The organism is Leptolyngbya sp. AN10 (assembly GCF_050565645.1).
Classification (GTDB): domain Bacteria; phylum Cyanobacteriota; class Cyanobacteriia; order Leptolyngbyales; family Leptolyngbyaceae; genus Leptolyngbya.
Genome location: NZ_JBNXVP010000001.1, coordinates 391,773 through 412,571, shown reverse-complemented (window position 1 = coordinate 412,571; position 20,799 = coordinate 391,773). Strand labels below are relative to the sequence as shown.

27 protein-coding genes are annotated in these 20,799 nt (G+C 44.9%); 5 read left to right on the top strand and 22 right to left on the bottom strand.

Features of this window, described 5'->3' with window-relative positions:
• Nucleotides 1-179: 179 nt before the first annotated feature.
• The 5 genes from ACQ4M5_RS02110 to ACQ4M5_RS02090 form a co-directional block, all read right to left on the bottom strand.
• Nucleotides 180-830 carry a hypothetical protein gene (locus ACQ4M5_RS02110; protein WP_430673956.1) on the bottom strand — a complete coding sequence of 217 codons (651 nt, stop codon included), beginning with the start codon at nt 828-830 and terminating at the stop codon, nt 180-182.
• Nucleotides 831-1,087: 257 nt separating this feature from the next.
• Nucleotides 1,088-2,338: an AAA family ATPase gene (locus tag ACQ4M5_RS02105; protein ID WP_430673955.1), complete on the bottom strand. Its 1,251-nt coding sequence runs from the start codon at nt 2,336-2,338 to the stop codon at nt 1,088-1,090.
• 49 nt (nt 2,339-2,387) lie between these two features.
• Complete coding sequence (locus tag ACQ4M5_RS02100; protein WP_430673954.1) at nt 2,388-3,059, bottom strand: hypothetical protein; 672 nt, start codon at nt 3,057-3,059, stop codon at nt 2,388-2,390.
• A 116-nt stretch (nt 3,060-3,175) separates the two neighbouring features.
• Complete coding sequence (locus ACQ4M5_RS02095) at nt 3,176-4,030, bottom strand: hypothetical protein (RefSeq protein WP_430673953.1); 855 nt, start codon at nt 4,028-4,030, stop codon at nt 3,176-3,178.
• A gap of 179 nt (nt 4,031-4,209) precedes the next feature.
• Complete coding sequence (locus tag ACQ4M5_RS02090; RefSeq protein WP_430673952.1) at nt 4,210-4,656, bottom strand: hypothetical protein; 447 nt, start codon at nt 4,654-4,656, stop codon at nt 4,210-4,212.
• Between the two features lie 136 nt (nt 4,657-4,792).
• On the opposite strand from ACQ4M5_RS02090, the gene ACQ4M5_RS02085 reads away from it, so the two are divergent.
• Entirely contained in the window at nt 4,793-5,008 is a 216-nt protein-coding gene (locus tag ACQ4M5_RS02085) for a hypothetical protein (RefSeq protein ID WP_430673951.1), read from the top strand.
• Nucleotides 5,009-5,302: 294 nt separating this feature from the next.
• On the opposite strand, the gene ACQ4M5_RS02080 is transcribed toward ACQ4M5_RS02085, so the two are convergent.
• From ACQ4M5_RS02080 to ACQ4M5_RS02035, 10 genes are all read right to left on the bottom strand, one after another.
• Complete coding sequence (locus ACQ4M5_RS02080; RefSeq protein ID WP_430673950.1) at nt 5,303-5,533, bottom strand: hypothetical protein; 231 nt, start codon at nt 5,531-5,533, stop codon at nt 5,303-5,305.
• A gap of 22 nt (nt 5,534-5,555) precedes the next feature.
• Nucleotides 5,556-6,017 (bottom strand): hypothetical protein, encoded by a 462-nt coding sequence (locus ACQ4M5_RS02075; RefSeq protein WP_430673949.1) that lies wholly within the window; start codon nt 6,015-6,017, stop codon nt 5,556-5,558.
• A 122-nt stretch (nt 6,018-6,139) separates the two neighbouring features.
• Nucleotides 6,140-6,556, bottom strand: coding sequence for a hypothetical protein (locus ACQ4M5_RS02070; protein WP_430673948.1), 417 nt, complete (start codon nt 6,554-6,556; stop codon nt 6,140-6,142).
• 868 nt (nt 6,557-7,424) lie between these two features.
• Nucleotides 7,425-7,685: a hypothetical protein gene (locus ACQ4M5_RS02065; RefSeq protein ID WP_430673947.1), complete on the bottom strand. Its 261-nt coding sequence runs from the start codon at nt 7,683-7,685 to the stop codon at nt 7,425-7,427.
• Nucleotides 7,686-7,727: 42 nt separating this feature from the next.
• Entirely contained in the window at nt 7,728-8,210 is a 483-nt protein-coding gene (locus tag ACQ4M5_RS02060; protein ID WP_430673946.1) for a hypothetical protein, read from the bottom strand.
• Nucleotides 8,211-8,219: 9 nt separating this feature from the next.
• Nucleotides 8,220-8,453, bottom strand: a complete 234-nt coding sequence (locus tag ACQ4M5_RS02055; protein ID WP_430673945.1) for a hypothetical protein — start codon at nt 8,451-8,453, stop codon at nt 8,220-8,222.
• Between the two features lie 42 nt (nt 8,454-8,495).
• Nucleotides 8,496-8,681, bottom strand: coding sequence for a hypothetical protein (locus tag ACQ4M5_RS02050; RefSeq protein WP_430673944.1), 186 nt, complete (start codon nt 8,679-8,681; stop codon nt 8,496-8,498).
• Nucleotides 8,682-8,794: 113 nt separating this feature from the next.
• Nucleotides 8,795-9,289 (bottom strand): M23 family metallopeptidase, encoded by a 495-nt coding sequence (locus tag ACQ4M5_RS02045; RefSeq protein WP_430673943.1) that lies wholly within the window; start codon nt 9,287-9,289, stop codon nt 8,795-8,797.
• Nucleotides 9,290-9,433: 144 nt separating this feature from the next.
• Nucleotides 9,434-9,910: a hypothetical protein gene (locus ACQ4M5_RS02040; RefSeq protein ID WP_430673942.1), complete on the bottom strand. Its 477-nt coding sequence runs from the start codon at nt 9,908-9,910 to the stop codon at nt 9,434-9,436.
• 480 nt (nt 9,911-10,390) lie between these two features.
• A complete protein-coding gene (locus tag ACQ4M5_RS02035; protein ID WP_430673941.1) occupies nt 10,391-10,885 on the bottom strand; it encodes a DUF6464 family protein in 495 nt (164 codons plus the stop codon).
• A gap of 62 nt (nt 10,886-10,947) precedes the next feature.
• On the opposite strand from ACQ4M5_RS02035, the gene ACQ4M5_RS02030 reads away from it, so the two are divergent.
• Nucleotides 10,948-11,103 (top strand): hypothetical protein, encoded by a 156-nt coding sequence (locus ACQ4M5_RS02030; protein WP_430673940.1) that lies wholly within the window; start codon nt 10,948-10,950, stop codon nt 11,101-11,103.
• Between the two features lie 428 nt (nt 11,104-11,531).
• Here the strand turns inward: ACQ4M5_RS02030 and ACQ4M5_RS02025 are convergent, their stop codons facing one another.
• The 4 genes from ACQ4M5_RS02025 to ACQ4M5_RS02010 form a co-directional block, all read right to left on the bottom strand.
• A complete protein-coding gene (locus ACQ4M5_RS02025) occupies nt 11,532-11,879 on the bottom strand; it encodes a hypothetical protein (RefSeq protein WP_430673939.1) in 348 nt (115 codons plus the stop codon).
• A 486-nt stretch (nt 11,880-12,365) separates the two neighbouring features.
• The gene (gene nrtS, locus ACQ4M5_RS02020) at nt 12,366-12,629 is read right to left on the bottom strand and encodes a nitrate/nitrite transporter NrtS (RefSeq protein ID WP_430673938.1); all 264 of its coding nucleotides are present in this window, start codon (nt 12,627-12,629) and stop codon (nt 12,366-12,368) included.
• 51 nt (nt 12,630-12,680) lie between these two features.
• Entirely contained in the window at nt 12,681-13,670 is a 990-nt protein-coding gene (locus ACQ4M5_RS02015) for an NAD(P)/FAD-dependent oxidoreductase (RefSeq protein ID WP_430673937.1), read from the bottom strand.
• Nucleotides 13,671-13,685: 15 nt separating this feature from the next.
• The gene (locus ACQ4M5_RS02010; RefSeq protein WP_430673936.1) at nt 13,686-14,192 is read right to left on the bottom strand and encodes a peroxiredoxin family protein; all 507 of its coding nucleotides are present in this window, start codon (nt 14,190-14,192) and stop codon (nt 13,686-13,688) included.
• Nucleotides 14,193-14,384: 192 nt separating this feature from the next.
• Here ACQ4M5_RS02010 and ACQ4M5_RS02005 point away from each other — a divergent pair, with 192 nt between their 5' ends.
• Both ACQ4M5_RS02005 and ACQ4M5_RS02000 read left to right on the top strand, forming a co-directional pair.
• Nucleotides 14,385-15,275: a LysR family transcriptional regulator gene (locus ACQ4M5_RS02005; protein WP_430673935.1), complete on the top strand. Its 891-nt coding sequence runs from the start codon at nt 14,385-14,387 to the stop codon at nt 15,273-15,275.
• 463 nt (nt 15,276-15,738) lie between these two features.
• Nucleotides 15,739-16,674, top strand: coding sequence for an IS5 family transposase (locus ACQ4M5_RS02000; RefSeq protein WP_430673934.1), 936 nt, complete (start codon nt 15,739-15,741; stop codon nt 16,672-16,674).
• A 13-nt stretch (nt 16,675-16,687) separates the two neighbouring features.
• On the opposite strand, the gene ACQ4M5_RS01995 is transcribed toward ACQ4M5_RS02000, so the two are convergent.
• Both ACQ4M5_RS01995 and ACQ4M5_RS01990 read right to left on the bottom strand, forming a co-directional pair.
• Complete coding sequence (locus ACQ4M5_RS01995; RefSeq protein ID WP_430673933.1) at nt 16,688-18,217, bottom strand: LPD1 domain-containing protein; 1,530 nt, start codon at nt 18,215-18,217, stop codon at nt 16,688-16,690.
• A 391-nt stretch (nt 18,218-18,608) separates the two neighbouring features.
• Nucleotides 18,609-18,884, bottom strand: coding sequence for a hypothetical protein (locus ACQ4M5_RS01990; RefSeq protein ID WP_430673932.1), 276 nt, complete (start codon nt 18,882-18,884; stop codon nt 18,609-18,611).
• Nucleotides 18,885-19,372: 488 nt separating this feature from the next.
• Here ACQ4M5_RS01990 and ACQ4M5_RS01985 point away from each other — a divergent pair, with 488 nt between their 5' ends.
• Complete coding sequence (locus ACQ4M5_RS01985; RefSeq protein ID WP_430673931.1) at nt 19,373-19,645, top strand: hypothetical protein; 273 nt, start codon at nt 19,373-19,375, stop codon at nt 19,643-19,645.
• 4 nt (nt 19,646-19,649) lie between these two features.
• Here ACQ4M5_RS01985 and ACQ4M5_RS01980 read toward each other — a convergent pair whose 3' ends face one another.
• On the bottom strand, nt 19,650-20,765 hold the full coding sequence (locus ACQ4M5_RS01980; protein WP_430673930.1) for an RNA ligase (ATP): 1,116 nt from the start codon (nt 20,763-20,765) through the stop codon (nt 19,650-19,652).
• Nucleotides 20,766-20,799 lie beyond the last annotated feature (34 nt).

Sequence of the window (20,799 nt, the reverse complement as noted above, 5' to 3'; positions counted from 1 at the left end):
TACACGGGATCTGGAACTTTCCGGCAATGTATACGTTTGTGTTGAACGTGTTGCAAAGTTGCTGAAAAACCGATGGCATAAGTGTGGGCTGGGGGGAGACTTTATCCAAAGATGAGAATAGGGGCAAGTTAATGGGCATTACCCCACCGCTTCGCAGTAGCAGTCAGTGTTTGGATCTGTTACAAAAGGTTCTGCGGGCTGATTGGAAATTGAGCCATAACTAAGTCACCGACTGCTGTATGAATACGAGCAGACCATTCTAGTGGATTAATTGGTAATGCTAGCTGTTCTGCTGAAACTTGGTCGGCTGAAGCGGCATCGCGCTGCAAGTAAATTTTTCCTCCCGCAATCCGATCAACCTTAAACGTTTGTTCAAACTCGCTAGAGTCAGAGATTGTGAGGGTGTCATTTGGATAAACCATCCCATCAATTTGTATTAATCGATCGAAGATGCAGCATCTTACGCTACAGATGAAATCCACAAGTTCAACGGGAATTTTCCAGATTTGTGCCGGAAAGCATTGCTGAGAATTAATCCCGCGTCGGTTTAACGCAGTGTGATCGAGTGCTTCTAAAGTAAAGATGTGATTGTCACTGCTTCCTTGGTATACGACAAAGCGGTCAACAATTTGAGTTCCAACGGTTGTGCCAAATTCTTGTTGAAAAGCGCGATCGAGGCAATGCCATGCAATGAACCACTCCGGAGAATGGCGTTCTAGAACTGTTTTTGGTTGTTCTGATAGCCTGCCAAGTTCTGGAGGAGGCAAAAAAGCGCAAATTTGGTTCCAGAAGCCATGAAAATACATCGGATCAATTTGTTGGTTTGACATGGTGATGTTTCATTAACGTTTGCAAGAATCTCATGATTAAGCCGTAAGTTCCTATGTCCTGACCTTGCTTATCTGATTGGAAGGCTTAAGATTAATCCAGGTTTGATTAACGATATGTTTCTTATGTGGTGAACACTTTGCTGCTATTGATAATTTGCTCGATCGCTTTTTAACTTCGTTCCTATTTCTCGTTTTAAGGTGATTTCGCGACCTGTAGCAGCATCATGGACTGGCTCTAATGTTCCAGCCTGATAAGTTTAAAGCGATTCTATTGTTGTGAATCTCTCTTTTTCGTTGCTGTTAGGTCTTGGCTGCCGCGACACGATGCTGCTAACGTATTGATGGTTAAAATGGTGGTACAAGTCAATTCTTCCGCTGCGTAACATGGCGTGATCGGCTCGCTCAATTGTGTTCGCTGTCATTAGAAACACCATTTGGGGAATGGGTTTGTGAGAAGTTGTCATGGGATTTGGGAGAACCGATTCATGCGTTGAACCATCGAGCAAACTCAAGACTTTCTCGGTTTTACCGGAGCGATCTAGGGCGCGATCAATAGCCCAATTGTCAACCTCGTTGATGACAAACACAACTTTTTCGACAAAATCTGGCGGATCAAAATTTAGCACTGTCTCATGATCGGTGACCAGTACAAGAAATCCTTGCGATTGAAGCAGTTTGGCAATTGCCAGCATACATTTAGTTTTTCCGGTTCCGGCTTCCCCGGTTGCTAAAGCAGCAAAGCGTTGTCCTTTGTCAGCTTGAGCGATGATATCTTGTGCAAATTTTTGAACGTCAGGCGTATAGTCTTCGATTTTGAATGGTGACTGCAACAGTCCCGACACTGTCCGTTTATCGATCGACCGAATTGCGGTCGTTTGTAGTACGGGATCGATGACGGGTTTTAAGTTTTGTCCTTTAAGAATTATCTTACGTTCACTGCGATCGTAAATGTCGTGAATCAGTGAAATGTTAGCACTTCTCCACAGGCAAAGTAAAAATCGATCAACACGAAGGCTGCTGATGCTCTCGAATCGGTGTTGCGGGAGTTCAAACCACGTTTCGGTGCCATCGTACTGAGAGTTGATTTGCTGCAAAATCAAGTCGGGTGTTCCGAGCGACTCCACGATCCTGTCGATACAGCATAAAGCAATTTGATTTTGCAGTTGGGCTTCGATTTCCTTGTTGTAATGTCCAGAGCAGTAGTGCACTGCCGAGATTCGGTCGGGGTAACTCCGCGAGAGTTTGACCGGATTTGGAGTAATCAGACTCCAAAGGCTTGCTATCGAGTCACGCACGTCAGAACTCGATAAGTTGAGCAGATTTGCCCACCATGCAGAGTCTTGTCGTCCTAGGGTCGTTGCAATTGTTGAAGCAGTTCTGAGTGCTTGTGCGAGAACATCCTGTCCCTCGGTTTGACAGGTCTTCAGAAAATAGTCTAGATCAAGGTTGGGGGCGTAGGGGGTCCAACCTTGTTCAAGCAAAAAGCGATGAGAGAGAGAGTCTAGCATTTAGAGGATAGGATAATTTGATTTGACAACGTTTAGTCGTTCTGGTGAGCTATGTTTCTTGGGTTAACTGCTGCTCGATCTCAGCAATTGTTTGACGCAGTCGTGCTGTTTCTGCTTTTTCTTGGGCTAAGAGTTCGCCAGGTGATTTTCCGTTGCAGTGTTCAATTGTGACCGTAAACGCAGGTAAACTGGGATTTCGAGGATTGCCGCCTTGAGCAAAAATTTTGACTTGAGCAAAGTTAGGTCCACCCTGTTCGCTGAGATAGCGGGCTAGATTTTCTACTAGCAGGGGGACCGACCAGTGTCGCATTTGTAACTCAACTTCAAAATTTCCCTGAAGCGGGACCATTTCGAGCCGCAACAGAATCGGCTCGATTGCGCTTTGTGCTGCAATCGTCTCCAGCATTAAGCGCAGCAGATCTGGAGTTAGTTCAGTTTGCTGTGCTGTTTCTACTAGCTCATCGAGCGTAGCTTTAAACTGTCTATAAATTTTTTGTTGGTTTTCCTCGACAGGTGAAGGCAGTTCTTGAAGCTTGACGTAGAGATTGTTAAAGTGCGTTGGGATCGTCGTATTGACTCTTTTGCGAATGACTTGTGTAACCATCTGCTTCAAACTCAGGCTAGTCTTGAATCTTAAACAATAGAAAACTAGCACTCCGACGGTAATACTGAGCAACGTGAGTAACAAAACCAATGGATTGGACATCGGATCTAGCAGCATGATTCAAAAGACTCGAATTGATGTTTTGGTGATCTCGCAGAGGAAGTAAATGATGTTTTGAGGCATGATTCTGCTGCAGTTTTGGCGGCAACAGATTTGCTGGTTGCTAAATCTTTCTAGCGGCTGAGATAGTGTTCAATCCAGGCTGCGGTCGTTAAATCTGCTTCGGTAGTGACTCCTGCTTTTAGTGAATTTAACCAGGCGATCGCCCCTTCACACCGCTGCACTATTTCGTCATCTAAATCTTGCGAACACTGGAATCGACAATATTGGGTGTGTCCAAAGTTTGGAGTCCTAGAGTCAAGCTCGACATCGCTGATTAGTACAGTTTTTGCCTCAATTACATAGCAGTGCTGTTCGAGTGCTTCTTTGAGTGCTCGAACGCTGGGGAGTCCTGCCAGGTCAAGTAATGGGAAGAACTCTTCTTCGAGCTGTAACTCACTCAATTTGCCTTCGCTTGCTCCGCACCCACCCCAGCATCCCCAACGATCGACCCAGATAAGATGCGGCGAATGCACACAGCCAGGTTCATCGTTGTACCAATCATCTTTGATGGTGCAATAAACCTGTCCGGAGTCTGTCCAGGACGATTGACTAATCTTCTCGCACAGGTCGATTTCTAATCGATCTACTGCCTGTATCTCGGGTAAACTTTTTAACCAACCTTCTTGAACATATTTCAGGTTGAGTTGTTCAGCTTCCTCGACTAGATGAGCGTGTTGTTCGTCAACCCAGTATAGTCCAGAGAGTCCATCAAATCCGTTGAGACTTTTATAAACCAGGAGTTCTTCGTATTCTTTGTTCCATTCCACTTGAAAGTGGGTATAGGGATTGCCATCGCGACTGTATTGACGTGCCAAATCTCCGAACGTTATGATTTGACGAATTTCTTTTGTTTGTGGCATTTCCCCAGGCTGACTGAAGAATTCAATCAGTACAACATCATCACCATCGATCTGAAGTTTGTGCATAAACGATTTTCTTGGGAGACATTAAATCCGGCTGCTTACTTTCGGATTTGCCTCATGCAAACTTGCTGTAAGTATTGACCGCTTTAGCAAAAATATGTAATAGACTGTGGCTCGGTTGACTCCAATTAGAAGACTCCCCCATTTTATTTAAGCAGTTGGGGGTTTTTGTAGCTCTTTCGTTACAGACCTGCTGCTTCTAATTCACGTATTAAGTGTTCAACGGGTTCTAGTTCATCTCGCCAGTTTCTTGTACACAAACAAAAACGGCGATCGTAGCTAGAATTGTATCGATCGGGAACACCCATATACTCGAATAATTCTAAGATTCTGCCAACTCTCGCTGCGTCAATAGCTTGTTCAAACTCTTTTTGGTCTAGGCAGCTAGTATTAAGAGCGCCTGCTCTCAATTCCAACGTTTGGATTGTCACCGAATCTAGGTCTAAACCTTTGAGTTCTTGCACTGCACACGTTGCAGCGCACCCGAAACAGATTTCATCTGCAGTTGACCCGTAGCTCATCATATTAATGTGAAAGTTCGGTCTCTGGGTTTGCTTCAATAAACCTTTAACCATTTGCCGCAGCGCAATGCTCGGCTTGCTATTGCACAAGTCTTTGTAGGTTTCCATACTTTTCCTTTTCTAACTAGCAAAAATTGCAGCTTCAGACTCTGTCTTTGTAGAAGTACATTGACAAAACCACAACAAATTCGGTTTTATAGCCGAACACTTTGGGAGCATTGTCTAAAGTGATGGCAGTCAGAGAGTGCAACTCAGCACGTCACGCTCTACCTTTGCGGAATCTCTACTCGTTCCAGCGTGTTTTGCCTACTTTAGTTTCTGGCTTGCTCTTCAATTAATTCTTCGATTTTGCCTTCTGTTGCTGCAACGATTAATTTTGCAAGCACTCCGCATTGAATCTCAAGGTGCTTACGATGTCTATCAGTGTGTGCTTGCTCCCTTCTTCGGTTTAATTCGTTAAACAACTTTTGTAGGTCATTCGCTGTCCAGTACGAGATAGGGAGCCGATTTGAATCGATTCTATTGTCGGAAGTCGTTATGCTTAAACTGCTGTCAGTTACTTTATCGACTAAGTCAGTTTCGTTAATCCAAGCCCTGAGTGGGTTGTCTTTGAGTCGGTAGCCGATCCACCCTGTTTCCTCAACAATTTTAATCTCTGAGATCGTGCTTGTGAGTTTTGGAAAACCTAACTCATGCTGGGTGCGAACACTTTGATTAAGTCTAAATTTTGGCTTAAGTGGCACTTTACACCTCTCTATTCTAAAATAGCATCCAGTCGATCGGCAGCAGACTCATGCCCCTGCTGAATGTAAGCTTCGTGATCAAAGCTATGGAAAGAATGTTGTCGAAGCTCATGACTCAGATCACGAAGTTCATCAAGAAACAAATCAAGTTCTCTTTCAATACATTCTGCACTAGTCTGATTGTTCGTTTCTCGAATCTCTAGCAGCTTTCTTCGAATTTTGCTAATGTGCGGATTGGTCAAGTCACTGTCTCCTTTCTTTTTCTTAGAGCTTTGTCACGTTAACATCTTCATCAATCAAATACGTCATTCTGGTCTTTGCAACAAACTGATCAAATGCTTCTCGCTCGGACGTTGCCCAAAAATTGCTGCCACGGGTAAATCCTCGGTGATACTGGCTTAACTCTGCCGCTTTTGTATCCTTAATGAACACCGTGTACAACTCGCAAACCTCACAAGTTATCTCGGAATCACTCGACTGAAGACGAAATGCAAAACCCTTATCATCGATGTTGACTCCATCACCAATACTGATCGATTGCATCATATCAACACTATCGTTGTGAAGAAACAATCTCACCTGTTCGGTATTGTGATCAAGCCGATTTAACTGCATGAACTGAGCGCTTCCAGCTTCATCAACCTTCAAATACTTGTCCCGAAATGTGTCGATGTTATTGTAGGCATCCAAAATGTTGTCTCGTCTAACTTCTAGCGTGTAACCCATTCTTTGTACTCCTTTTTGCAACAAGGTATTGTTGCACAACATGAATTCAACTTCTAGCACTAGTTTAAGCTTAAGTCTTTGTATTGGTCGTGCCAGTCGACACGACCGTAGTTAAGCCTTGTTTATTCGCTAAACAAGCTTGCGAATAAGTCATCGTCCTCTTCGACTAGAGGTTTCATTTCTTCTTTCTTTAACTGTGTTGAGTGAGATTGTTTCTGTTCGTTTTCAAAAAACGATTGGTCTTTGATTAAATCATGGGAGAGATCCAATCCAACGTCGAATGGTAGGTCTGTGTATTCAGACTCAATTCCTTGGGTTAATCCTGTTTGAATTGCCGCAAGGGTGGTCTGCACTTGCACAACGCATTGATGTTTGCTTCCGGCAAATACTAGGTTTTTCTGGTTCGGATGCAACACAGTAACTTTCCACTGTTCTTGAAGAATCCACGGGAAACTCTCGACTAGGAGTGAGAGCTGACAGCGTTTTAGAAGATCAAGTTCTTCGGTGGACAATCCTAAAACGTCGATTGATTGATGCATAGTTGTTCTTTACAAGAATGACTAAAGTTTTATAGTGTAACTTTGTTGGTGCAACGAATTTTTATCAGAGTAATTTTGAGGTTTATCGTACAATTGTATGATATTGTATGATGAAGGTTACGGATCCCTACCTTGGCGGAATGTTTAACCCAGAGCTGAGAACACCGGAAAGTTATTTTGGGTTGCTAGAATTCTGAAGGAATTCATAAGCTGCTTTCCAATTAGGATCGGTTCTAATTTTTTCCACTCGACTTGGGGAGCCAGGACAATCCTCAGTCTCCAACAAGTGACGGTCCTGGACAAACCCCAAAAATTTCTCGGTGGCTATTTCTGAAACAGCTAGCGCTGAATTTTCAACAGGCACTTATTTTCCACATTTATCGCAGGTGCTGCAACCTCTTTCTTCTAGCATTGTAAGCCAGCTCTGTTTTCTCAATATAAGGTTTGGTTCTTTGGTCGCTGTTGTTTGGGCTTGATGCTCATCTGAGTTTCCTGTGTCCGGGGGGTTTGGATTGCTTGTCATTGGATGCTCTATACAGGTATTCATGTATGAGGAAAGTGTACCTCGTCTAAAATAGCGCCAATTGCAAAACTATCTTACTGGTTGCTGATTGATCTAGACGTTGGTTAGCTCGCAGTGAGCCTTAGTCCGTAAATGATGTGGCAATAGGTGATCTGAAGAATTTCCCTATCTGCTATGTTTTGGTTGTCATTCAGAAATCACACTGTACGAGATCACACCCGATGGTTTTGTTCTCGGCTTGGTATGAAAACCAAGCCGAGAACAAAAGATTTTCCAATATTTGAAGCTCTGCTTAAAGTCGATCGTTTGATCAGACCTGTGCCGCTCTTGAGCGGCACAACCAGGTTATCCTCTGCGGCTAGTGTTCCAATAACCGTCGCAATACTCACGATAATTCTGTTCAGTCAGGCTTGGATTCTCAGCTAAGAATTCCTCCATTGTCGGAAGAGGCTTATCGACAAGCGCATCAGCTCCGCCAATTTCGTGCATTGTAATTGGCATTGGTTGATTTTGCAGATGCTGGATTAATGCAGCGTACTCACTCTCTTGTTGTTCAACAGCAGTTTGTGGGTGGGATAACCGAAACAATCTTTTCAGATAGTTCATACATTTCTTCCTTGGGTAAGGTCATTTGTGGTTAATACTTTTCTAACGGTCTTGTGCTTGTGCTAAAAACTTGCCCTGTTGGTTGAGCCGCATTAAGATCCGATTACCAAGCGAAGGGATATCCGGATCAACGGTGGCACGAACAATTGCAAATCCCCAAAATTCTGGTAGGTCTTCGTCGATTTCAGCTAAATCCCAAGACTGACAGAAGAGAATTGCTTGATCGAGTGTGGAAAAAGCATTGAGCCAGTCGCAGACTTCAACTAGTTTCTCGATCGTTCTGATGCCATATCGTTGTTCGACAAGAAAGATCTGAGTTGAATTTGACGCTTGTACTACATTCTCTTGCGTCAATTGTTCTAAGTTGGTTTGTGCAATAGATTCAATGGGTTGTGAGTTCTCATTCATCTGTCCATTTGCTTGGCGAATGACTTGAACTTGTGATTTTTCACCGTCGTTAATTACGATTCCAAGAAGTTGAGTTTGAGGTTGCCGAACGAAATCTCCAGGTTTAAAATCTGGCATAGTTAAAATCTAACGGGAAACAACACTGTTCATTTTGACGATCGCCGCTAAGTCGATGTAGATAAATTTTTCTGATTGGGCTACATAGGGCGAGGACTCAATCTCTGCAAATTTGACTCGCTCCTTTTTCATCCAACAGACTTCGAAGTTTGCAACATCGACCGTGTTAATCGTGACCGTTTGTTCATCTCCTTGAGTATCGATTAAAACGACTTGAGTGTCGCCAGGAGGAAAGTAGCGCATTGAGGGTTCTCCTAAAGTTACCTAAGTAGTGCTGGGTTGCGGCTAAGCTTCAGCTGAGACAACATTTTTTTGTGCTTGAATCTGCTGGAGTAATTCGTTTCTTCGTTGCTCCAGTAAGGTTTGTACAAAGTCCAGCAAATCTAAATCCGCCTTCACTTGATCTAACTTTTGTTGAGTTTGTTCAAACTGATCAGCGATTAAGTGAAGTGGATGGTTCTCTTGTGTCATGGTTAGATCCTCGGTAGAGGACACTCTTAAAGTTATATTCTGCGACTTTGAGTTGAGATAAAGCTTCAGAGTGCGTATTCAATAAACCTTGTTGTGATTGGTAGCGTTTGGACTTAGCTAGCGTTCCTGAGAAACAATGTAGGGTCTACAGCATCGGTTGACTTATCTCCCCCCTGACGAATTTCATAATGTAGATGCGGACCGGTTGAATTGCCATTATTGCCAATTTCTGCAATTAATTGTCTAGATGTGATTCTATCTTGAGAATGGACGTGAATTTTACTAACGTGTCCAAAGATATGAATGCGGTTTTGGTCATCGCGTATTTTGACGTGCCATCCGTAGCCCCACTCGTAGCTATCCATGTTTTGTTCTCGTCCAACGTAGGTAACAGTGCCACAAATTGGACTAATGATAGGGTCTCCGATCTTTCCATCGAAATCCAGTCCCGAGTGAAACCGAGTTTTCCCTGGATTAAACGGATCAGGACCCGGACCGAATCCTAAATTAATTCGTGGGTGGGCCACTGGATAACCTGTCTGACAATGCTCACTCACTGAGTATTTTTGACTAAATTGTAGCCAGTTAGCGAAAATGGCTGCAATCATGAGTAACGACAAGCAGTGGTATATGATTGCTGAGTGAGACCGTTGCCGCATGGTTGAAAAATCGAGCTAAACTGCTGTTTTTTGAAGTAATGAGCCTGCTTTTACGAAGGCTAAAAGTTTCGTGAGCGTTCGATTAGTCTTGGATCACGCCGACTGTGTTACCGGAACCAGTTCGTAAGAAGTCCAGTGCTGTTCTTCTTCTGCGTCCCATTCTTGCGTTGCGATCAACCGCCCGACGATCTTGCCTCTGCCACTATTTTGTATCCGGGTATCAGACTCATCAGCAGCGTCCGCAAAACTCAAGTGTGGTGCAAGTTCTGTTACCAAAATATTTTCAAAAACTTCGTCAGCGGTTACTTGATTCGGAACACTGTCATCGAGTTCAATGCAGCAGTATTCGTGAAAAGCAAATTCCCACCATGGTTCAGTGGAGTCTTTGACATCGTATTCACAGCATTCGATGGTTTTAGCGATCGTCGCGTTCTCTTCTGCTGCTGCTTTGCGAATCGCCTTTCTGATATCGCGTTCTGAACTAAGCTCGGTGATTTTTCGATTTAATAAGTAATCTGGAATTTCATCGCTTGCCAAAAAGACTGAATATTTTGCAATCGCATATCTCATATATCTGACACTTCCTGAGCTAAAGTTGTTTCATTGCCTGATTAATCGACGGTGCATTCTTCTTTGCAATCTGAATAAACTCTGCGCCCATCGACTGAAAGGCTTCTTTGTCATCTGTAAACCCTAAAGATTCTGCAACCCTCAAGAAATGAGCCTTTCTTTCGTCTGCTGCAGTTTTAAGGATCTCATTTCTTTTGCGACTTTCTTTTGTGTTAAGACTGTGCCGTACCACCATTTTTTAGCTCATCTTTGGTTGATAAGTAAGTGTTTTCTATTTGTGTAATTTTTGGTAGGTGCGGATGCTATTGTGTCCTTGTTAACGCAATCATAGATTTATTCGTTCACAGCTTGCTGCGATTTTGTGCTTTAAACTTAGGTAAGCTTAAAGCTGAATCAAGCGGGCGCTGAATTATTTGTGCAGTTGAGTAATCTGAACCGAGCGATTAAAGAAATCTAAGAGATTACCAAACTTGGCACTTTCTAAAGAACCGCATTGTCTGTGCTGTCCTTTGCTTTTTCATACCACAAGCATTCCGCACAACTTCCTTTAGGATTGATGGCGCATTGAAGATACGGAGAGTGAGCGTTCCACTGACAGGAGGAATCACCTTGGTTAAATTCTTTATTCCAAGCGGGATAATCCGGTTCTTGTGGTTGTTCTTGCTGTGCTATTTCATTAGCATTTGGAAATCGATATCCTCGTCTTTCTAGTTCACGCACAACGGGATGAGCGCGTTTAAGAATATTTCGCTGAGTTACTGGGCTGTTAAAGGTCTGTAACATCAGGCTGTATCGCAGCAATCTTTCTTCTAGCTGATCCAGAGATTCTTGTTTAAGCTGGTTGGCGTTTTGCCATCGTTCAATCATCTTGATCAGAGAATCAAGCAGTCCGATTAAGATAAACAGGCAAATGAATAGCGGCAATGCGGCGATCGCAACAATAGCAATGAAAACGTATCTGTGTTTGATGTTCATCGGAATTGATGACCTGCTGTGATCAAATCACTAGAAAGTGGGGGGTTTGGAATGCTAATGCTATGAAACAAAACTGCGACGATCCTAACTCCAAAGCTGGTCGAGAACAAGACCCGTTTGTGACTCCAGATATTAGTATAGAAGTGATCAATTTCAAGGAAGAGCAAGTTTTCTACTCGATTGTAGGTGATTTAATCGCATCTCGGTTTAAACGTTAGCCAAAATTTGTGGCTTTGCTGATTACCTAAATTGCCATTCCAGAACTCGCCAATCAAAGGATAACCGCTCCCCAAAACGGGAAGACTATCCAAGCGAGTGCACGATTAAACAAGAGTAGGCTAGCAAGTAATATGCAGGGAAATTGACGCTTGTTCCAAGACACGTAGGGTTGGTTCCAATTAGAATAATCTAGGTCATTAGTAATCTCTTTGAGTTTAGCTGTTGGTAGAAACGGGTGAGCGGATGTGACTTTATCCAAGAATGGTTTGGATTAAAAACCTGTTCTCGGTTTCGAGGATTTTGAAGCAACAATTTGGTTTTCTTCTAGACATCCGCACATTTTGTTCTTGGTTGACTGCCTTGCAAATTAGAGCTGCTTTCAGCACTCTCTCCGTCCCTACCACCCATCTACTCACTCACCTACTCCTCAGTTCAGTGATATCGAACGATCAACAGAGCGGTAATCGGTTAACAGAACCGCAATCAGAACCAGAACACCATTAGCCAGGAAAAACAGTTGCACCAGTCCTTCAAACCCAAAAATGAACGGTGCAATCAAAAACGTTGCACTGGCAAGCGCATCGAATACAAGATGCAGTTTGAATGGAATCAGCTTCTTGAAACTGAGATCATAATTTGTCAGCAGACTGTAAGTGAGCAATGCGATACCGGCTACGATCGAAAGCCAAAAAGCCAAGGGTGATGTTGCTTGAAAATTGGCGATCGCAGGGAACGTGAGCAAAATTAAGAGCACCTGCATAATCAACGAATCCATGAGTAAAACTCGTGATGAAACGGATGTTATTCATGATTAGTCTCCAATTAATAATTAAAAGGATTTGAATGGGTTACAGATCGTGTCTGTTCACACCTTCTACAGTGCAGTAAGTCGAGTTATTGAGCAAGGCTATTTTGACAATAGAAGTTATAAACAGTATCAATACATAACGCCTGAGTACGGGATGAACACGGTAGACACTCCTCGGGTGCAATTGCATTGCATAAGTTTGAACCAAAAACCTTTTAGAAAGTGGCAATGTTGTTGTGGCTTTCATTGATGTAGAACTCACTGTTAAAGCCACAGGAGTAAAGGTTATGGAAGAAGACGAGACCCACATCTGGCATTTCGATTCGCAAGGTCAGGTGATTAAGTTTGGACATCGGCTAAATACTCACTGACACTGTTTAGCGATAAAGGTAAGACCTTCAACTGAGAATACTAACTGATATGTCGGTGATTCAAAATTGACCCAATCAAGGCTTAATGTTTCCACTTTCCAGTTAATGGTTTTTGTGGGTGCCGATCACGTTGGGCACAGGGACAATAGACACTGGTAACCAAGGGAGCTACATATCCAAGGGCTGCCGAAAACCAACGCTGGAGGTGCATTTCACCTTTGACCAGTGCGGAACCATGATTAATCGTGAATAGAACAGAGCCAATGATTACTGCAAACTTCAAGGCATTGGCTGAAACCCGCTGCGGCTTTCGGGAAAGATTCAATTTGGCACGCTGGTTGATCATTGCGATTGCACCTCGTTTGACTCAACAGTACATCAAGCTTTCCTGGCATCCCTACGCAACGTCACGGTGTTCTGGCGATCGTCGGTTTCCTTGGCGGCGAATCTCACGCCAGATTTGAGTCGCGGCTAATGCACCATCGGCAGCAGCAATGACCACCTGATTCATACCCACTTTCAAATCACCAACGGCAAAAATGCGTGGGTGGGACGTGCGATTCACCTTATCAGTCACCAGATTGCCACCCTGATACTCCAGATCAATATCTTTCAAATACTCTGCGTGATACTTTGAACCCATTGAAACCAGTCCCGTATCGAGTTCCACAACGGAACCATCAATCAGTTGCACACCCATCATCTGATGGTTCTTGCCTAGAAATCGCTGAATTGGTTGTTCCACTAAGCGATACCCGTTGGCGTACAGGCGATCGCGAAACGCCGAACTCACCTCAAATTCACCATTAGTGAACAGCGTGATATCGGGCGTAAACCATCCTAAACTAAATGCCACTTCCAGACTCGATTCACTGCTACCAAACACCCCTGCCCGCTGGTCACGCATCTCATAGCCATCACAGATCAGACACACATGCAAATTGTATCCGGCATAGTCAAACACGTTTTGCATGTCATTCAGTTTTGGCAAATGATCAATAATGCCACTAGCAGCGATGAGATAGCGACTGCGAAACACTGTGTCAGTAGGGTTCGTGCGTCCGATCCGAACGCTCACAGCAAAGGTTTCACCTCCGTCAATCACATCTTCCACATAGCCGTTGAGAAAATCACCCTCCAACGATAGGTAATGGTCTTTGCCCTGTCGCAATACCTCTCGACCGGGTGTATCTGGCGGCAATCCCAGGTAATTGTGCAGTTCTTGCATCCAAACAGAACGGGCTTTGCCTTTGTCGATGATTAAACTGGAAAGCAGATAGCGTTGTAGATAAATTCCGGCAGATAAGCCACCCGCCCCACCACCAACCACGATGACGTCATAAACCTGATCCGTCCGTTCTGCAAAGTTTTGTCTTGTAAGTTTCATGACTTCCTCCAAAACCTATTCCCAAATTGTTCCCCGGAAGGGATAGTTTCTGGGAATGATGTACTCCAGTCCTTGCAGCAGAAAATCAAAACTGACCCGTGAGAAAGGATGGGTACCCATGTTGGCAAAATAGAGGCGACCATCGGGTTTGATCAGAAACAGAGCGGGTTCACTAAACAGCGCAGGTTCATGGTTAAAGTGTCCCTGGCTCAAGTACAATCCCCAACGGCGCATATCGCCAGCCGTCAAACCATAGCCGATCGTGACATTCTGAATTTGGGACTTTTCTTTGAATTTTTCTGCCTGTTCTCGCGTATCGCCACTTATCGCAATTACGTTCACACCCAGTTGTTGAAAAGCATTCAGTTTTTGATCCAGGTCAGTAATATAGTGTTCACACACCGGACAGTGTAACCCTCGATAGAAAACAACCATTGTATAGTGTTCAGGCGTTTGATCCGCCAGTTTCCAGAGGGTTCCATCCAGGGTTTCGACCTCCAGCGCAGGGGCCGGATTGCTCATGATCAGCTTGGGTGAAGTCGTTCTTTCAGATTGAATCATCATTTTGTTGCCTTCAATTGAATCATTTCACTGTGTTGATGGAGTCAGAGATGGATTAAAGATTGATCTCCATCCATGTTTCTTATGGTGCCGCACGCTAAACTATTAAACAAGCCTATTTTGAACATAGAAGTTATAAACGGTGTCAATAGTATGGATCTCTACCAAGTCCGTTACTTCCTGACGATCGCCGAAACAGGCAGCTTTTCCAGGGCAGCCGAGCGACTTTATCTCTCCCAACCCTCGTTATCTACAGGGATCAAGAAACTAGAGCAAGAATTAGGGGTGTCTCTGTTTGAGCGGGGGGGACGGCGCACCGTATTGACAACTGCGGGGCGATCGTTCCTGGAAAAGGCAACGATCATTATGGAACAGTATCAGTCGGCGCTGCATGAACTGAAGGGCTTTCATGACCAGCCAACGTTACGGGTCGGTGTTCTGAGTACGATGCGGGTTGCCGAGTTAGCCGATTTGGTCAGCACCTTTCAGAACCACCATCCCAATGTGGCGATCGAACTGCACGATGGCACATTGGAGAAACTGCGGGAGGGGCTGGAGCAGGGAGACATTGATGTGGCAATAACCGTATTGAGCCTTCGCCCTAGCACCGACTCATTTGCTCGAGACGATTCGCAGACCTCCATCACTCTCTTTCGACAACCTTTGCTGTTAGCTGTCCCGCAAAGCCATCCCCTGGCTCAACGTGCCTCCGTTCGCTTAGCTGAACTCGATGGACAACCCTTCATCGATCGCATCCATTGTGAGTTCTTCCAGCAGGAATGCCAAATGTTAGATGCGGCAAATATCCGCCCCAAAGTAGTGTATCGCGCCAGTCATGAAGAATGGGTGATCTCCTTGGTGAGAGCAGGGTTAGGCATCAGCATCATGCCCTACTGGTACGGACTCACTGAGATTGTGTATCTGCCCATTTCAGATCTGGACTTTCAACGCACGATCGGCATTCAGTGGCGGCAGCAACACCCTTCCGATCTAGTCGGGAAGTTCTGCCACTTTGCCACCAGTCACCATTGGGAGCCAATCTAATCCTGAACTACTTTCTCAGGTACACGCTTTTCAATCCCATCGTCCCCTTTTTCGTCACCCCCCAATAGCGCAGATAGCGGTAAGATCCATAAGCCTTACCCGTCCTAGAATCTGGAATCATCTTCAGTTCAATATGCCCTCGTCCACCGTGCTTGCCCAACGGTGTACCATCCTCACGAGTCTCCTGGTTCTCCTCTGCCTCCTCCCGCCGTGACTCCAATAGCCCCTGTTTGACAATGAATATGACTTAGCTCTTGCTGTGATGGATGGTATGGAATCACGAAGTGAACAAGGTGGATATACACTAGAGTGTTTTAAGTTTAAATCATCCTAGCTACTTATTGCCTTCGTTACTCCATCCGAACCGTATCTCTTAATCCCAACCAGTGGCGTTGTTGCATAAAGAGGGGTTGCGGAAGGGTAAGGACATGATAAGTTTCAGTTACCACACAAAAACCACGCCATGAGACCTCAATACCGCATCCGCAACTGGTCTGAGTATAACGCTGGACTCAAGCAGAGGGGAAGCCTCACCTTCTGGGTCGAGGAATGCATCCTGGAGCAGTGGGTGGTCGAAGATTTGAGTGGCAAACCCGGTGCATCCATCCTCTACAGTGACCTTGCCATTCAAACGATGGCGACAGTCAAAGCCGTCTATCGTCTGGCGGGACGGCAATGTCAAGGATTTCTTGAATCGATTTTCGAGTTGATGGAGATTGACTTACCTGTACCCGACCACAGTACGCTCTCACGCAGAGTCGGGAAACTTTCCATTGACTTACCCGTGCTGCCGAAGGAGGGCGCTCGTCATGTCGTGGTGGATTCAACTGGGGTGAAAGTTTACGGGGAAGGGGAATGGAAAACTCGCCAACATGGGGTGAGTAAGCGGCGCACGTGGCGCAAGTTGCACCTGGGAGTGGATGAGGCAACGGGGGAGATTTTGGCAGCGGTCGTGACGACCAATAATGTGGCAGATGGTGAAGTGCTTGAAGATATCTTGGAGCAGATTGAGGATGAGATTGAACAGGTTTCAACCGATGGTGCTTATGACCATCGGCATTGCTATGACGAGATTGATGCCAGAGGAGCTAAAGCCGTAATCCCCCCGCGCAAGGATGCCAAAATCTGGCAGCATGGCAATCGTAAAGGCAAGCCACACCAACGAGATGAGAACCTGCGCTCGATTCGTAAGCATGGACGCAAGCGTTGGAAGCGTGACTCTGGTTATCATCGTCGCTCGATTGCTGAAACCACCATGTTTCGTTTCAAAACGATCTTTGGAGGCAATCTCAGTGCGCGTCAATTTGACAATCAAGCAGTAGAACTATTCATCAAATGTGCTGCGCTCAATCGGATGATTCAGATCGCTAAACCCGATAGCTACAAGGTTGAAGCTTAATACCAAAACGACCTTAAGTGGATCTGACCGTTTCTCTAATCATGCAACAAAGCCGCTGCTTTCGATAACTTGACAACAGTACCTCTAACTGAGGAGCAATCTCTTGAAGTTCCTCATTGGTGACCCAAATTGGATGTGCTTGAACTCCTGCTAAATAACTGTTGATTCGATTGTGTTGTTGTAGCTTAAAGGCAACAAATCGCTCAAATGCGCGTGCAAATCGCTCACTCGCCTTACGAAAGTAGATTTCCCGTGCTTCTGAGATCTCTCGATTGATCCGTTTTTCTCGGAGCAATTTGCGTAATCGGTCGTTATACCCGCTGCTTTGTAGCGCTGTCATCGCAGCTTGCATTGCTGCAAAAACTTCGGGATCAACCTTGAATGGCATCTGTGTGTGATCTAGATTGCGATCGCAAAACTCTGAGAGAAAGAGCGCCCTTGGTTTTTCTGTTGTTTCAATAATCGTGCGTTTGGTCAGACTGTGATCCCACGCATGACCCCATTCATGTGCCAGCGCCCCAATTCCACCCGTTCTCGATAGGTTAGTAACGTGTAGGTTGGGTTCATAGTGAGCAAGAGCTTGTCTTCCTCTGGCTCCGATTGCGAGTCCCATCTGGTTTAGCGATACTTGTTGGTCGCTTAATCCAGTAACATCAGCTAAATCCGCAAATGCGTCGGCAGCTTCTTTAAGATGAAGCCGACGCTCCCGGTCAGGAACTGAGTTGCCAAATTGAATGCCCCTCAGCCCAAAGTGATTTAGTAAAAGCTCAACGTCGTAGTTTGCAAAACTTCGCCCTCCTTGTCGTTTAGCCATCGTGACGTATTGTTCAGTTTCGTTGAATTTTGGAATTGGGGGTTTGGACGAATTTGTCGCTTTGCCAGCTAAGATTGCGAGTACTTGGGATTGAATTGAACTATCGGCAGACATTTGTTCAAGAAATGTGTTGATCTTTGCTCCAACATCGGTTGACCGATAGTGCCGATGACTAAGTTTGACCTGAACTTTTTTCTGAAAGGGCACAAGTGTATTGGCGACCGGATTAAACACATCACCGATCCGGAGTGTGACGATTTTTTGCCCAATCCAGAAACACGCAGTTTGGAGAACTTGCCAAGCATTGCTTTGTTGAGCTTGTGCTTCGAGTAGCATTTTGAGTTGGCAATACGTGGAATAATACTGGTGGCGATACTCTGCGGGCGTTTTTGGGGCGGGGGAATCTGGGTCTCGCTGTTGTCGCCGAAGCGCCGCTCGCTGTGCTATTGCGATATTGCGATCACTACAAGGTTTGGGCGGAAAGCTTTTGAGAACAAGAAATGCAGCAAGATGAGAGAGCGCAGTGTCTTCGGTCAAGGTTTGCTCAAACTGTGGCGGTTCGTACTTGAGCAGGTTATCGCGGGTAATCAAATGTTCGGCAATGCCGTCTGCTTCTGCTTGTTGCAGCGATCTCCAAGCATTGTGGCGATGACGTGCGGCATTCGCAAAATCCTCGCCAGCATTTGGAACTGTAGAAGAGCGAGCAAATTCATAATGAGATGTGGACATTCGATTAGGGCTGGGGTGGAAGGTTTATAGGTCTAAGGAAGGACTGTATGGATGTAGTGAAGTCGTTCCACAAGCTGGTTGGGTTCAGGTTCTAAATCAGTAGGTTTTGCAAATTATCTCAAGCTTTTCTAACCATCCCCGTATTCCAACTGATAAGGCAATTATCGTGCATTGGAAAGTTCGATCGAACTTTTCATTGCTGTGTGTTTGAGGAACTGGTGATTGAAGCTCAAACAATCGAACCATTCTGTTGCTGAGTCAATCGAACTACAGGAAGTCCGAACTAGGAAACCGTGCCGATGTGCTTTACATCGGCACGGTCTTTCTTAAAGATCCGGGTTATGTTTCGTTTATCGGGCAATTTCAGAGACACAGATTTTTAGAATTGAGATTACTCTTCCTTTCCGTAGTGGACGTAAAGTAAACCTTTTGCTTTTCGGGTTAGGAAGTAAGTTTTCTCTTTTCCTTCGACTTTTGTTAGTAGTCCTGCTGTACAGAGATGATCTTCGTTGGTTTGAGTTTCTAGGGCTATCCAGTCTCCGGCTTCGATACACTTGATCAAGAGTCCTGCTAGAAAAGCCTCTGTTTCTGAGACGTTGTTTAAGTTGAGCGTTGTGAGCATCCCCCAGGGATGGCTTGTCGGGCGGTTAAAATCTGATGGTTTCATGACAATATACAGTTCTATAGGTATGTTAGTCGAACAATGCTGCTAGCGATTCTTGCTGAAGAATTCCGATTGTTGCTGCTGACTTTGCGTCAATCAAACAAATACACATTTGCTTATTGTTCTCGATTGTGACCAGTTTTCGGCGATCTCTGCTAGATTCTACTATCTGTTGACATAACATTCGACGATCTAGTCCACCTTTGTACATTTTCTTGCAATCTGGCTCTGTGAGATAATTCGTGTTTGAGCTGGATTGCTTTGTAGATTTTGACTTCAATGAGAAGCAATCGATAGTGATAGATTGAAAAGATAGAAGGACAGGGTTGAACCTGCATGACAGCTTTGTTACGTTTTCCCATTCTCCGAAATATCCTCGTAACGACTTTTTTTCGGGTTCGCAGCCGTTATCTGCGTGTTACTCCACCATGACGTAGTTTACTCTAGCCTGGGAGACAGAGCAGAGCCTACAAACTCAAGCGCTTCTGGAGATGCCAGATATTGTTAATTTTTTGGAGCGCCAACCTTCTGTAGTACTGGGAACGTATCTGTCGCGACCTTACGCTGCGTCTAATTCCGCCACCTTCTATCTTTCGCGGAGTTCAGATGTCGTTAGAACTCACTGCTACTTAGAATGTCTCGGTCGAGACATTTTACCAATGCAGCAATTCGCTGCATTGGTTGTGAAATCCCAGTGTAGATTTGCGTTTGGAACAACCAGTTGCCAAGACCTCGTCTTGCGCTATGCGGTTAGAGGCTTTTGACTTGCTAGCGGAATTCTGTGCCATTCTTGCGCAGTAAATAACTATCACTGATGCTTTTTAGAATGACTCTGCCTAATTCCATTGTTTCCCGTTCGATTTGGGGACGAACAACGACTCCTTCACGCAGATGAAGTCCTTTTCCTGAAATCGTTTCCGTTCCGGTTGTGTAGTATTGGAGAATATCATTGCTAAACTTGCCTCGATACAAGACCGGAACTCTTTCAAGCTTTAGTTTTTGGCATTCTGCTTCAAGCTCATGATCATCTAAAAAACGACTTCGGTTTCGCTCCCCCAGGTAGACATCAAATACTCGGAATCCGATTTCTGCTTGATTGGTATTTGCCCCGTAGCCAAGGTCTTGGATCTTTCTTCCGAAGACTTCACCCAGGATAATGTAGGGTGTGTTTCTCCTCGGATAGATGGCTTTGACTTTTTCTGCAATTTGGTACTGGTTTACGACTTCCATGTAATAGTTGCCGTCGTTGCCTTCTAATTCAAACGCGAGTCCTTTGTGAGCTAACTCTTTTGACGAAACGATTACCCTATCATCTGGTAGAATAGCGACCTGCATCCAGATCCCGTGAACTTTTTCAGTCATAACGACGGGTTCCCCTTCCCAAAGGGTATTAGGATGACTCTTGATGTTTTCGATATCATATTTTAAGCAAGCTTCGATGCCTGCATTAAAGATCTTTCCTTTGAGTTCTGGGGGAATCGGGGGACTAAATTTTGTAATTCCTAGTAGCTCGGTCACGTCTTCGCCCTCGCTCACTGAGAAGATCCCGCTACGATCGCTGCATCCTTCGGGAACATAAAGTTGCCATTGATTGTGACACTTCGTTAATGGATAGACGATTCCCTGACTCACAATTCCTCTTAGTCGAACCGCTGAGACTCGGTTTGCTTCTTTTCCTCCGAGTTTTCCACTTAGATCAAGCTGTTCGATCAGGGGGTCTGGCAAAACCGACTGTTCAGGAATGTAAACCGCAAGATCTCCCGTTTGGTATTGCCCCTTTTTCACGCACGAGCGGTAATCGTTGATTCGTGCAAGCTGCAAAGCGGTTGCCTGTGGATGGTCTTCGATGGTAATTCTTTGAATTTTGACAGCAAAGGTACTCATTGGTGATTGTTGAATGGATAAAATGGGTGTGATC